The organism is uncultured Aquimarina sp. (assembly GCF_947492115.1).
Lineage (GTDB): Bacteria > Bacteroidota > Bacteroidia > Flavobacteriales > Flavobacteriaceae > Aquimarina.
Genome location: NZ_CANLMM010000007.1, coordinates 1 through 13425 on the forward strand (window position 1 = coordinate 1; position 13425 = coordinate 13425).

General features: G+C 32.0%; 10 protein-coding genes and 1 pseudogene. 9 read left to right on the forward strand and 2 right to left on the reverse strand.

The annotated features are described in order from the left end of the window. Window positions 1-629 precede the first annotated feature (629 nt). From Q1A73_RS18905 to Q1A73_RS18945, 9 genes and pseudogenes are all read left to right on the forward strand, one after another. Complete coding sequence (locus Q1A73_RS18905; protein ID WP_299608717.1) at window positions 630-2474, forward strand: hypothetical protein; 1845 nt, start codon at window positions 630-632, stop codon at window positions 2472-2474. Between the two features lie 167 nt (window positions 2475-2641). Then, on the forward strand, window positions 2642-5965 hold the full coding sequence (locus Q1A73_RS18910; RefSeq protein WP_299608720.1) for a reverse transcriptase domain-containing protein: 3324 nt from the start codon (window positions 2642-2644) through the stop codon (window positions 5963-5965). Between the two features lie 192 nt (window positions 5966-6157). Continuing rightward, window positions 6158-6505 (forward strand): hypothetical protein, encoded by a 348-nt coding sequence (locus Q1A73_RS18915; RefSeq protein ID WP_299608723.1) that lies wholly within the window; start codon window positions 6158-6160, stop codon window positions 6503-6505. Between the two features lie 27 nt (window positions 6506-6532). Then, the gene (locus Q1A73_RS18920) at window positions 6533-7387 is read left to right on the forward strand and encodes a restriction endonuclease (protein WP_299608726.1); all 855 of its coding nucleotides are present in this window, start codon (window positions 6533-6535) and stop codon (window positions 7385-7387) included. Window positions 7388-7583: 196 nt separating this feature from the next. Further along, window positions 7584-7883, forward strand: a pseudogene (locus tag Q1A73_RS18925) (transposase); the annotation flags it as partial. Between the two features lie 252 nt (window positions 7884-8135). Continuing rightward, window positions 8136-9203 carry a polysaccharide lyase family 7 protein gene (locus tag Q1A73_RS18930; protein WP_299608729.1) on the forward strand — a complete coding sequence of 356 codons (1068 nt, stop codon included), beginning with the start codon at window positions 8136-8138 and terminating at the stop codon, window positions 9201-9203. Window positions 9204-9362: 159 nt separating this feature from the next. Beyond that, window positions 9363-9614: a type II toxin-antitoxin system ParD family antitoxin gene (locus tag Q1A73_RS18935; protein ID WP_299608732.1), complete on the forward strand. Its 252-nt coding sequence runs from the start codon at window positions 9363-9365 to the stop codon at window positions 9612-9614. Next, window positions 9607-9906, forward strand: a complete 300-nt coding sequence (locus Q1A73_RS18940; protein WP_299608735.1) for a type II toxin-antitoxin system RelE/ParE family toxin — start codon at window positions 9607-9609, stop codon at window positions 9904-9906. Before Q1A73_RS18935 ends, Q1A73_RS18940 begins: the two co-directional genes overlap by 8 nt. 380 nt (window positions 9907-10286) lie before the next feature. Further along, window positions 10287-10802, forward strand: a complete 516-nt coding sequence (locus tag Q1A73_RS18945; protein WP_299608738.1) for a CvpA family protein — start codon at window positions 10287-10289, stop codon at window positions 10800-10802. A 9-nt stretch (window positions 10803-10811) separates the two neighbouring features. On the opposite strand, the gene Q1A73_RS18950 is transcribed toward Q1A73_RS18945, so the two are convergent. Then, window positions 10812-12674: a SulP family inorganic anion transporter gene (locus Q1A73_RS18950; protein ID WP_299608741.1), complete on the reverse strand. Its 1863-nt coding sequence runs from the start codon at window positions 12672-12674 to the stop codon at window positions 10812-10814. A 114-nt stretch (window positions 12675-12788) separates the two neighbouring features. Beyond that, window positions 12789-13421, reverse strand: a complete 633-nt coding sequence (locus Q1A73_RS18955; RefSeq protein ID WP_299608744.1) for a carbonic anhydrase family protein — start codon at window positions 13419-13421, stop codon at window positions 12789-12791. Window positions 13422-13425 lie beyond the last annotated feature (4 nt).

Sequence of the window (13425 nt, forward strand, 5' to 3'; positions counted from 1 at the left end):
GCCTTGTCATAGGTTACTTTTGTTTCCTTTCTCTTTCATAAATATCTAAAAAACAAATCTAAAGGAGCTTGTCGAAGACCTATAAAAACTTAGTTTTCAATTTCACTTCGACAAGCTCAGTGTGACAAAGAACACAAACCCTCTTAACTTTATAAAGGCTCTTCGAGGTATTAAAAGACAACCTCTTACTAGTTAATTAATCCTTACTACCCCTTACCAAACTACTTCGAAGGGTTACTGAACTATTTCGAAGGATCAAATTAATCCATAAAAGGAGAATTCTTTGGCCCGATACCCCATTTGGGATGGGATAAAAGGCTTTTTGTATAGCAAAAAAAGGTTGAATCATGGCCTGGAAGCACTTTTGTAAGGGCTCACAACCCTAAAATCACCAGCTCGAAGTATTAATTTGATCCTTAAAAGGAGTGCGCTAAGGGGTATGGGGCATACTCGTATGGGGTGTTGGTAAAAAAACAATATTGTATAAGTGGGGAATTTTTAGTTATATTAGGACGTTTAATGAGCGTAAGTTTACTCCGGTATATGTTATAACTGATATAACTGTACTAGTGTATATATAGCTCCGTTAGTTATAAGCTAAAGAAACACTAATTATAAAATTAAACTACATGAAATTAGAGAAAATTTTGGATAAACTCGGTTCAATAGAAAAGAATTCATTTATTAAAATTATCGATAACATAATATCTAAAAGTCCGAAAAACACAAAACAGATTGACAAGATTTTGAGCTCGTCAGACAAAGGACTAAAATCCGTTGATAATCAAAATATTTCAAAAATTTTTTCTCTTACCTCAGAAGAATTTCAAGAACATATAAAATGTGAGTTTCAAGAAATTACATCACAATTAGATATTCTCATTGATATAATAATTCGGGATGGAAATTGTATTATGAAACAAGATTGGTTCTCACGTTTATACGAGACTGAAATTAAACACATAAAGAACAAAATAAAAACCTTAAATGCTGATTTTGAAAATGACAAATCAGAATTAAGTGCTATTAGAAAGAGAGACTACAGAATTTATAAAGCTTGTTTGAATACTGCTTATCATAATGATATTGAAAATAACAGGGATGCTAAAATAACTTCAGACGAATTATCAATAATTCTTACACTATCAAAACAATTAGGTCTATCCCAAGAAGAAATAAAGTTAATTAACTATTCCATTTTACCTATTAAAAAGCTTGATATTCAAGATGTAATCAAAGCTCTCAAAAATATAGGTGTTATTTTTTACTCAAATAAAGAAAATACAATCTATGTAGCAGATGAAATGGTCAGAATTTTACGCAGAGTAAGGCAAAAAGAAGTCGCAGAAAAATTCTACCGTAGAACTTTAAAACTGTTGAGAGAACCAATTATTAACCAAATTAGTCGTGAACATAATATTGATAGAAAGTTATCTTATTCTCAAAAAATAGAGGAAATCATTAAAGAAGGGGTTTCTTTTACAAATTTACTTTCTGAAAATATTTACAAATCAGGAAGTACATTAACCGAAAAGAAAAAAACATTAAACGAATTGTGTGAAAAGGGTTTGAATATTCAAAACCTAAAAGGCAGTGTACTTGAAGATAAGATTAGTAGTTTGATTGAACATTTTGAAAATGTTGAACGAGACGAAAAAGTTGGAATTTCATTAGATGGATTTGATAAACTTCTTACAGAATTAAACCAATCATTGCCCAAACTAAATAAACAGATCAAAGAACAATTTGAACTACAAGAAGAATTTGTGTTAAAAGCAGATTTTTTACTTGATTACAATATCAAACCAAGAGATATCTTAGACTTAATTGTTAAACAAGACTTGACCAAATTCATAAAGGATAATGGTATCAAACAACGTGGCGATGATATTTTGAATATTCTTGAACATTACAAAGATGTTGAAAACCTTTATCTAGAGAATTACGAGAATGTAGCGTTTAGGAATCTGAACTTACTAAAAGAGAATGGAATAACTGTAAAGGAAAGTGAACTAGGTTTAAAATTTGAAGAATTAACTAAAATCATTTTTACTGGATTAGGCTTTAATGTGGATGATACACTTAAAAACAGACTAAATACTAAAAAAGACATGATGGATATTCTTTTGAACTTAGATAACAACGAAATAATTATCGTTGAGTGCAAGACAAGTAAGGAAAGAGGTTATAATAAATTTAGTTCAGTTTCTAGACAGTTAAAATCCTATCAAAATGTAGCATTGAAAAATGATTTGCGAATTGTAAAAATTTTGCTCGTTGCACCAGAATTTAGTGATGATTTTGTTACTGATTGTGAAATGGATACAGAAATGAATTTATCATTGATTACGGCTTCAACTTTATCAAACATCTCTGAGGCTTTTAAAACATCCAAATATCCCAAATTTCCGCACATTCTGTTCCGTGATATTATAATCAACGAAGAACGAATTATTAAAGCCTTAAGCAAATAATGGAAAAGCAATGGCTAACAATGTATAAAAATAATAGCAGTTTAATCGCTAAAAATAAAGTATTTAAATATAAAAAGGCCTGTGTTTAATCAAAAAATTAGCGTTTCAAAAGTCGCTACTATTCTTATATGAAACCATTGACCTCATATTAAAAAAATAGAACATAAATGAAATTTGAATTACGAGATATTAAAGATGCTTATAAGAGACTAAAAACCTATATTTATTATGATAATACAGATATTATTTTAAGACGAAAATTAGTTGAGTTTGAAACAAATTTGACTAAAGATTTTAATTCATTATTCAGAGGAAGTGAAAAACCTTATCAAATAGGAGATGAACTAGATATTTTTAAAAATGATTTTGGTGTACCTCAATCAATTGATAGTAAACTACAAATCTTCACGGATGAATTGAATAACTTTCATAACTCTTCGGATTTCTTTGATTTTTTTCTCAATAAAATCGATGCAAATATTTATCCTAAAAGATATGAGAAAACTGAAATTGCAGATAATTTCATTACAAATCAAAGAGTTCAGAAAGAATATCCTATACATCGACTTACGGCTTTTATAGATGCACCCATCGAAATACACTTATTATCTGTTATTTGGACTATAAATTATGGAGTTCAAATTGACTCTAAACTTGGAGATAATTGTATTGGAAATCGATTATTACTTACTAAAGACAAAAAAAGTATTGTTCACGGATCTGGTTTATTTAAACCTTATTTCAAACAATACCAAAAATGGAGAGACGATTCTGTAAATATTGCTCAGGAATTAATAAAAACTAAAAGAGATGTTCTTTTTCTCAATATAGATATAAAAGATTATTTCCACTCAGTAAGGATATCAAATGATTTAATTTACAGTGATAATAAAACGCATCATAATCTATCTCACAATAATTTAAATAAGTTATTTTTAAAAATTCATCATATATATACCGAGAAAATTTCGGCACACTATGAACAACCTTATAACTTCTACAATGAAATAGAGCGTAACGAAAAAAATGAACTTCGTGAATTTATTTTGCCTATTGGTCTTTTATCATCTTTTGTTCTTGCTAATGACTATCTAAAGGATTTTGATAAAAGAATAGTAGAGAAATACAAACCTGCTTACTATGGAAGATATGTCGATGATATTTTATTGGTCCTAGCTGACCCAAATCCAAATTCTAATAATGAGGAATTAAATGAAGAATTTAAATTTTCATTTAATGATTACAAGAAAAAGATTAAAGAAAAACATAATAAAAAAAATAATATTCATTATAACATAACCTTCGAAGAAGATAATCTTAATGAAATTGAGAAGTATATTATTTCAAATCTTAGTCCATTAATAAACCTAGTTGATTCTCCATTTTCGAAAGATTCTAGTAATTCTAAAGGAAGAGTTTTTAAAATAAATGGCAAGAAATCATTGTTCTGTCAAAGTGAAAAAACACTTCTTTACTATTTTGATTCTGAAGAATCAGATATGGTAATAAACAAATTAAAAAGAGAGTTAGAAGAAAGGACCAGTGAGTTTAGAGATTTGCCAAGTCATGATAATTCTTTAGGAGAATTTGAATCAAGTGCGTATCATTTAGATTACAATGGAACAGAAGGAAAAATTAAGACCTTACAAGATTATAAAGAAAATAGATATGGTTTAACTTTATTTCTTTCCAACCAGATATTCAGTTCTTTAAATCACGAAAGAAGTATTTCTGATAAAGAAAAAAATCAAGTTCTTAAATTTTTCAAAGGCTCTACCTGTCTAGAATTTTATCGTTTATGGGAAAGAATTTTTACCTATTTTTTAGTCAATAAGGAACCTAAATCATACATTGATTTTTATATTCATTGCGCAGAACAAATTGATAAAATTGGAAAAAAGAATATTAATTTTATTGAAAACACTAAAGTTGAATATAAAATTATTCAAAATTCAATGGCTGAATATTTAGATTGTGCTCATGAATTAACTATTTCATTAAATCCTATGTTCTTAAGTCAAAGTAGAGATGTAGAACGTCACTTTGATTTCAAAACAAAAGAACTATCAAATTCTCTTTTAGTTTATTATTTAAATAATACTGAAATCACAAAATCAAATTCATTTTGGAAAAATAGATTTAGAGAAACTAATATGATTAGACATCAATATGTTTCCACTCCATTGTTAAACTACACTAAAAATTCTAAAAGAGGATATAGTAATTTACTAAAACTTCAATTTGATGTTAAATCTTTTGAATTAGATGAAAAACTTATAGAAAATTCTCCGAGACCAATAAAATTTTGGGAATGCTGTTTTGCTTCAACTTTTACGGAATTATTTAAATTCGACAAGTCAGAATGTAAAGAAAAAAATGGATATCCTTTAATAGATATTCTAGGTCCTAAAATAAAAACTAAAAAAGAATTAGGTACAGAAAAAGAAATTAAAGAGGAAGAATATTATTTAGATTATGCTTTTGATATTTATTTAAAAGGGAACTCAAATCATTTACCTCATTACATCTTAAATGATGAAAGTTTAAAATCAAGCTTTTATGATATAGTAAATAGAAACAATAATATAGAAGCCTTAAATCAAATCAAGGAATTTCGCTTTAATTCTAAAGATAAAATCAAGGAACCTAGTATTTCTTTTACTAATACAGAAGTGATAGAAGCGAACATTGTCAAAGGCGTCAGGAATGAACCTAATCTATCTATTGAAAGATACCAACGTTTAGCTTTAATTTTAAATCAAGCTAGAAAAGAAAATTCGGATATTGTCTTATTCCCTGAGTTTTTTATACCAATAAACTTGCTTCCTAGTTTAGCCCGATATTCACAAAAAAATCAAACTCTTTTGATCTCTGGACTAGAACATATAATTTCAAGTAATACTGCCTTCAATTTCGTTACAACTATAATTCCCATTGAAGTAAATGGTATTAAAGATGCAACTATAGTATTTAGATTAAAAAACCATTATGCACCAGTTGAAGAACACTTAATCTCACAAAATCATTTAACTGTACCTAAACCAGCTATTAGTAGGTATGATATTTTCAATTGGAAAAACATTTATTTCTCAGTATTTTATTGTTTCGAATTAGCAGATTTAGAACATAGGAGTTTACTTAGAAGTAAAATTGACTTATTGGTTGCTTTAGAATGGAATAAAGACACTCCTTATTTTTCAAGCATAATTGAGTCGAGCGCGAGAGATTTGCATTGCTATGTTGCACAAGTCAACACAAGTCAGTTCGGAGATACTAGGTTAACACAACCTGCTGAAACTGCAAGAAGAGATTTACTTCGATTAAAAGGTGGTACGAACGATGCAATTCTTGTTTCAAAATTGAATATTCCAAAAATGAGAGAATTTCAACGTAAAAAGTTCTCTGTTTCAAATAAAAATTTCAAACCACTACCTCCAAATTTTTCAATTGAGGAAGTAATGAAAAGAATTAAAAACAAAAACATTACGTGAAAAATACAACATTGTATAAAACAATAACAGCTTAATTGTCTAAACGAAAGCAAATACATAAAAAAGACTTGTATTTAAATAAAACGTTTGTCCATAAAAACCCACTTTTACTCTTCAGCTAACGAAATTAATGATAAGCTCCAAAATTAATGTAAATAGAATAATTAACTAAAATATTATAAACAATCAATTATGAGACCATCAGTACAATACAATGATAGAATTGGTCACGCTGCTGCCGATATTTACAATATTAACTATAATCAAATAGCAGAGCGATGCAATTTAGGAGAGCGATATTCTATTATAGGAATTTCACTTTACGGAACTGAGGAAGTAAGTATTTCGCTTTTATGTAGGGATAATGTGGAAAGCACAAACGAAAATGAGGTATTAGTAGAGGTATATCCGAATGTTGAGCTCTCAATTAGTGATGTTCTAGAACGCCTTAATGTAACTATTAACATTACTAATAATGCAGTCTATGATGATCCAAATCTTGAAACTAGTAGAGAAGTCAGCATTGAGGACATGGGTTAAGGGCCCGGTATAATTAAATAAGATTCAATGTCAGAAGCTAACAATTTAGATTGGAAAACCTACGAATCAATTACTAGATACATCTATGAAACATTGGGAAAACAAATAGGTGTTAAAGTAATAGATCATGGAAATACCTGCCGTGTGACTGGTAAATCAGGTGTCACTCATCAAATTGATGTATTAACTGAACACTCTGATGGAATTCATTCATACAAGACTGCTATCGAATGTAAATACTGGAATAAAAAAGTAAATAAGGACATTGTGATGAAATTATCGGATACTATTGAGGATACTAACATAAACAAGGGTGTAATTGTTTCCAAGAGCGGATTCACAAAAGATGCGTTAGAATACGCAAAATATAGAAATATTGGATTAGTTGAACTACGTGAAATAGGTACAAAAGACTTGCCGAATACTCCTAAAGAAATGGACATTGCAAACTTCGAGATTAACGCAAAAGTATTTGTATCACGAGCTGTAATATTAAAAATTGACATTGGTAACAATCAAGAAATACCAATTACAAATGAATTTGATTTTTATAAATTCTTGATTATAGGACAAAATGAAAAAAAAGTCCCGCTAATTGATTACATCAATAAGTTTCGCAAGGAGGTAAGTCGACAAAATAAAATGAATGAAAAAATCACAAAACGTTTCGCAAATGCGCAAGGCGTTTTATTCAATCGTCAAACAAAGGAAACAACAAAAATAGACGGAATAACTATTACTGCACAGTTAACTAAAATAGATGCTAGTAAAAAACAGCAATTCACTTTAGTTGATAAAGTTTTGCTTATCATGAAATCTATTTTCGACGAACGAACATTTACATTATCAGAAAATGGTTTTATTGTAGAACACAAAGATTGAAAAAATAATACGGATAACCACGGCTAGCGGATGCTAGTCTGTGACAGGTGCCATTTTAATATAAATGGATTCCAATCTATACCTTCAACAAGATTTTGATAGACACGAGGTGTCCGGAATGACAAAATCAGGAGCTAACGCATACCAACAAAATGGTGGTTATGGATTTTGGTAGAAAACTGTATATTAGTATAATAAAGCTGTTGAATCCATATTGAATAATCTTCAAGAAAGCAGAAAAGAACCGCTGTTATGGATGTTTGAACGAGCTGCTAAAAAACAGTCAAACGTTAGCAAATATCAATTTTGGCAGCATCATAATCAACCTGTAGAGTTATGGAGTCCAGATGTCATAAAGCAAAAGATAGATTATATTCATAATAATCCGGTAGAAAGTGGTTTTGTTACCAATCCAATCGATTGGAAATATAGCAGTGCTAGAAACTTTCAAGATGATCATACTGTGTTGGAAATAGACAACACTGGATTTTTATAAATTATTCGGCGTACGTGGCACCCGAAAGGATTCGGTCGCTAGCGTGCTTTAGTGATAAGTTACAGAAACCTACATGATCTAAATAGATTCCGCATCAAGTACGGAATGACAAAATAGTGGGATTCGGGTACTGGCGATGGGATTTTTATAAGGTATTCAGCATGTGTAGCACCCGAAAGGATTCTGGCGCTGGCGATGGGATAGCGATAGACTTTATGTTTAAAAAAAGTACACTTTAAAAAAATTTATACAATGAATAAAAAAAACATCAACCTACTAACAGCTTTTTTCATGCTTACCGGATGCGTCTCACTAAATAGTTGTCTGAATACGAGTAATAGTGCTACTAAAGAAGAAACCTCTGCTCCAACTCAAAAAATCACATACCCAAATGATGTAATTCCTTTTATGGATAAATTTAAAATACTACTTGGAAATGGAAAGCACGTAAAGGACCTGGATAAGTTTGAGGAAAAAGATTTTTTCTATACTGCTATGGATAGCACAGGGCCTTGGGTTGTTTATAAAACGCCCAACTCTGGAGTCACTTCTAAAAACTCTAGTAATACAAGAACGGAGTTACAGGAAAAAAGAGAATGGACACCCGAAGAAGGCGGTAAACTAACAGGAACGTGTAAAGTTATGCATGTTTCTACTTCTGGCGATGCTAGAGTTGCGGCTTCCTATTCTACGGTGATCGGCCAGATTCATAGTGGTGAAGGACATGAAAATGAACCCTTAAAGATATTTTACAAGAAATTTCCAGGTCATACGAAAGGCTCCGTTTTTTGGAATTATGAAATCAACACCGAAGGTGATGACAACTCAGGAAGATGGGATTATTCTAGTGCCGTTTGGGGATATGATATGTCTGTTGTGGGAACAGCAAAAGATGAGTTTCCTGCAGAACCGGAGGATGGTATAGTATTAGGAGAAAAAATTAGTTATGAAGTAAACGTATATAAAGGCATTATGTATCTTACGTTTAAAAGTGATGGCCATACAACCAAAACATTTACTAAAAACCTTATTACGTCTGAATATACAAAACGCTCAGATTTGCCAGAACAGGTTAAAAACATGTTTGTACCTATAGGGCGAGACGGAATAGAACGGGACACGGCCTATAAAGGAGAGTTGGTTTATTTTAAACAAGGCGTTTATAATCAAACCAATGGTAAAGATCCTGAAAAAAATATGCTTTGGCATACCGGTGCAGCAACTTATGGTGGTGATATCGCTAAGCAATATGAAAATGGCAGCTATACGGAAGTATGGTTTTTAGAAGCTAGTATTGGTTCAGGCACGCCTCCAAAATAGAAGATGATCATACTGTTTTAAGGTAGACAAAATAAACGCTACCCCACAAACATAATTACCCTTTTGGACAACTATGTCCGTTATATTTACCGTTGTGGATAATCACCAAATTTGCCCTTTTTACCAATTTTTGGTATTTTTGAAATAAATAATGCTAAAATGAGTAAAAATACATCAATATCACTTGGAAATTATTTTGATCAGTTTATTCAGAGTAGAATTAAGGAAGGACGGTTTAAAAATGTAAGTGAAGTAATTCGTGCAGGACTAAGACTTTTAGAAGAAGAGGAAAGTAAAGCTGTAGCCCTAAAAAATGCAATTCAAGAAGGAATTGACAGTGGAATTGCTCATGATTTTAACCCCAAAGACCATCTTAAATCTCTAAAAGCAAGAAAACAATCGAATGGCTAAATTCAAACTGACCAATAAAGCGGTTGAGGATTTATCAAAAATTTGGGATTATACTTTAGAGGTTTGGTCAGAACAACAAGCCGACAAATATTATGAAATGTTGATTTCCAATTGCCAAGAAATAGCTTATAATCCAGATTTAGGAAAAAACTACCAGGGAATTACTAAAAATCTCTATGGAGCAAAAGCAAATCAATATATTATTTTCTATCGAACTACGGACGAAAATTATGTAGAAATCACAAGGATTTTGCATGAAAGAATGGATTTAAAAAAACGAATACTTGAATAAAACTACTCACAACAATTTCTATAGTTCATCTGTTCTCACGCTAGCGCTCGTCTGTGACGAGTGTCATACACCATACATTACGCAAATAAATTCCGCATCAAGTGCGGAATGACAAAACTGTGATCTAGCGGATTTGTAATACGTGTAAATTACCTCAATGCACTCACACTAGTGCTAATCAGTTACGAATGACATCGGCCTTACATTCTGTAAATGGATTCCGCATCAAGTGCGGAATGACAAAATTATGATCTAGCGGATTTGTAATCCGTGCGAATACCTTTTGACTTTGAAAACTAACTATGTAAAGATGTATACCAAAAAATGGTTGTTACCAATTTTAATAGAAAACAGTATATTCGTCTAAAGAAACCACATCGATGAATTATATTGATATTATTCTTGGCATTTTACTTCTTTGGGGACTTATCAAAGGGTTTAGCAAAGGGCTGTTTGTTTCCTTAGCCTCCTTAGTAGCGCTAGTGGCTGGTATTTATATTTCTGTACACTTTTCTTATTACGTAGGTGATTATCTAGCACAATATGTGGATTGGAGCGATGGAGCACTTAAATTAACCGCCTTTGCGATCACGTTTATTGGTGTTGTCATTCTGATCTCTTTGGCAGGAAAACTACTGACAAAAATTGCTGATTTTGCTTCCTTAGGGATACTTAATAAGTTGTTGGGCGCTGCTTTTGGCGTATTAAAATTTGCTTTTATCGCCAGTGTGGTCATTATCTTTATCGACGCTGCCAACAGATCTTTAAAAATCATCAAGCAGGAAACCTTAGATGCATCGATTTTGTATGCTCCTGTAAAAAGTTTGGCTCCAGCCATTTTACCGAATATCCTAAAAGACAACAACACTACTTCTGAAGAAAGTACACAGGTTTAGGATAATTTTTTAAACCGTATCCTTCACATTATTCTGAATGTATTCTAAACAAGAATCAAAGTCTTCGAATATATAATTTTCAGGAACCAAATCAGGCACAATATCGATATGCTCCATCATATATCTTGGTTGCTTTGCCAAGCCTACAAATAGTACTTTAATTCCTTTTTGCTGGAGTCCTAGAATGATTTCTTCCATTGTATACAAACCAGACTGATCCATATACTGCATTTTGGCCAATCGTGCGATCACTACTTTAGACGTATCTGGAATCTGCGCAGCTAAATTCTGGAAGTCACTGGTAGATCCAAAGAATAATGGTCCTTTTAGATGTTTAATAAATACCTCTTCTTTCAACTTCTCCGGAAAGTTTTTCTCATCACTCCAAGCTTCTTCTTTAAGCGGTTTTACATCCGATCGTTCTGCTGTAAGATCCCCAATTTTTTTCATAAACATCAAACAAGCTATCACCAATCCAATACCTACAGCATACACCAAATTCCAAAAAGTAGATAAGATCAATACCACAAACATGATCAATACTTCAGAACTTACTTTAATAGGTCCTAATTTAATGTCTTTTGGCATACTTGGTACTGCTTTTAGTCCTTTATAATCCATGACACCTATTCCTACAGTAATTAAGATTCCTGCAAGTACAGCAGCAGGTATTTTAGAAGCTACAGGTGCTAATCCCAGCATTACTACAAATAGTACCAATCCTGCGATCATACCAGATAATTTGGTTTTACCACCTGCATTGATATTTACCACAGTTCGTATCGTCGCTCCTGCTCCAGGAATACCTCCAAATAATGATGCTATGGCGTTACCAATACCTTGTCCTACCAATTCTTTATTAGGTTTGTGTCTGGTTTTGGTCATATTATCTGCAATCACACTGGTTAACAAAGAGTCAATCGCTCCTAATAATGCCAATGTAAATGCTGTAAAAATATAGGGTGTAACACTAGCTAGACTAAATCCTGTAAATATTTCCCATCTTGGAATGGGTAAACCGCTTGGAATCTCCTTTATAGGTCGATAATCTAACCCAAAACCATAGGCAATTCCTGACATCACTACCAATGCGACTAATGTACTAGGTATCGCTTTTGTAATTCGTTTAAAACCATAAATGATAAAAATGGTTCCCAGCGCTAATAGTAACTCTAACCAATTAATATTTTGTAAAGCTCTCGGTAGTGCTTTAATAGCTCCTAAAGCACCGGAGGTTTCTTTTCCTGCTAATGTTTGAGATTCTTTTAAGATATCAGCTTCCGAAATTGTTTCGGCTTTGGTAATGGTTTGTTTAAAATCTTCTAGCACTAAAATACCTTTACCTGCTTCTTCTTGTAAAATGTTCTTTAGGATTACCTCTTCTGCCTCTATTTTGAATTTTGAAACAAACTCAACATCTTCTTTCGGATAATATCCGACAGATGGTAATATTTGGGTTAACAAGATAATCACTCCAATCGCAGTCATAAATCCAGAAACTACTGGATATGGAATATATTTAATGTATTTCCCAATTCCGATGGCTCCTAACAAGATTTGTATCAATCCGCATAATAAAAAGATCGTAAGGATGGCTGGTAATGCTTTTTCTACACTACCATCATTAGCTGCAATAATTCCTGCAATCACCACCATACTTACCGCAGTCATTGGTGCTGTAGGACCAGAGATTTGCGTATTGGTTCCTCCGAATAAGGCAGCGAAGAAACTGATAAAAATAGCTCCGTATAATCCCGCTGTTGGTCCTAATCCAGATGATACTCCAAATGCTAAAGCCAGTGGCAATGCTACGATACCAGAAGTTAATCCCCCAAAAGCATCTCCTTTAAAATTGCTAAAAAATCCTTTCATTACACGTATATTATTTCCTAGAAGTTTAAATGTCTAATGTAAAACTATTAAAATAAAACAAAAAACCGGCATTTATTTACGAATGCCGGTTCTATTAGAAGATCTATATCTTATTTAATTTTCGAAAAATGTTACACTTCCATTGCTAATGTCATACATTCCTCCAATAATCATAATCTCACCATTTTCTTCCATTTCCTTAAGCACTTCACTTTGATTTTTTATGTTTTGGATCGTCATATTCACATTTTGCTCTGCAACTTCATTCACAAAATCAATATTTTTAGAAGTTCTTTCTGCTGGATCTGCAGGTTCTGTTACCGCTGCTACCGCTGGTTTAATCTTACTTAACAACGCAGTAAGATTTCCTAGTTTTGCATCATCACAAGCTCCTTTTACCGCTCCGCATGCTGTATGACCAAGTACCAAAACTAATTTAGTACCTGCCAATTTACAAGCAAATTCCATACTTCCTAAAATATCTTCATTTACGAAATTACCTGCTACTCTAGCGCTAAAAATGTCTCCTATTCCCTGATCAAAAATCAACTCAGAAGACACTCTAGAATCTATACAACTAAGAATAGTAGCAAAAGGAAACTGACCTGATTTGGTATCATTTACCTGATCCAAAAGATCTCTATCTGCCATATGCTTTTCCTGAAATCTTTGGTTTCCCTCTTTAAGCAATTGTAATGCTATCTGTGGCGTTATTGCCGCTTGTGTATCTTTAGTATGTGCTTTCATATGT

Bases quoted from the DNA above. Each gene is read 5' to 3' on its own strand.
- Q1A73_RS18905 (WP_299608717.1), top strand. From the start codon at position 630: ATGAAATTAGAGAAAATTTTGGATAAACTCGGTTCAATAGAAAAGAAT.
- Q1A73_RS18910 (WP_299608720.1), top strand. From the start codon at position 2,642: ATGAAATTTGAATTACGAGATATTAAAGATGCTTATAAGAGACTAAAA.
- Q1A73_RS18915 (WP_299608723.1), top strand. From the start codon at position 6,158: ATGAGACCATCAGTACAATACAATGATAGAATTGGTCACGCTGCTGCC.
- Q1A73_RS18920 (WP_299608726.1), top strand. From the start codon at position 6,533: ATGTCAGAAGCTAACAATTTAGATTGGAAAACCTACGAATCAATTACT.
- Q1A73_RS18930 (WP_299608729.1), top strand. From the start codon at position 8,136: ATGAATAAAAAAAACATCAACCTACTAACAGCTTTTTTCATGCTTACC.
- Q1A73_RS18935 (WP_299608732.1), top strand. From the start codon at position 9,363: ATGAGTAAAAATACATCAATATCACTTGGAAATTATTTTGATCAGTTT.
- Q1A73_RS18940 (WP_299608735.1), top strand. From the start codon at position 9,607: ATGGCTAAATTCAAACTGACCAATAAAGCGGTTGAGGATTTATCAAAA.
- Q1A73_RS18945 (WP_299608738.1), top strand. From the start codon at position 10,287: ATGAATTATATTGATATTATTCTTGGCATTTTACTTCTTTGGGGACTT.
- Q1A73_RS18950 (WP_299608741.1), bottom strand. From the start codon at position 12,674: ATGAAAGGATTTTTTAGCAATTTTAAAGGAGATGCTTTTGGGGGATTA.
- Q1A73_RS18955 (WP_299608744.1), bottom strand. From the start codon at position 13,421: ATGAAAGCACATACTAAAGATACACAAGCGGCAATAACGCCACAGATA.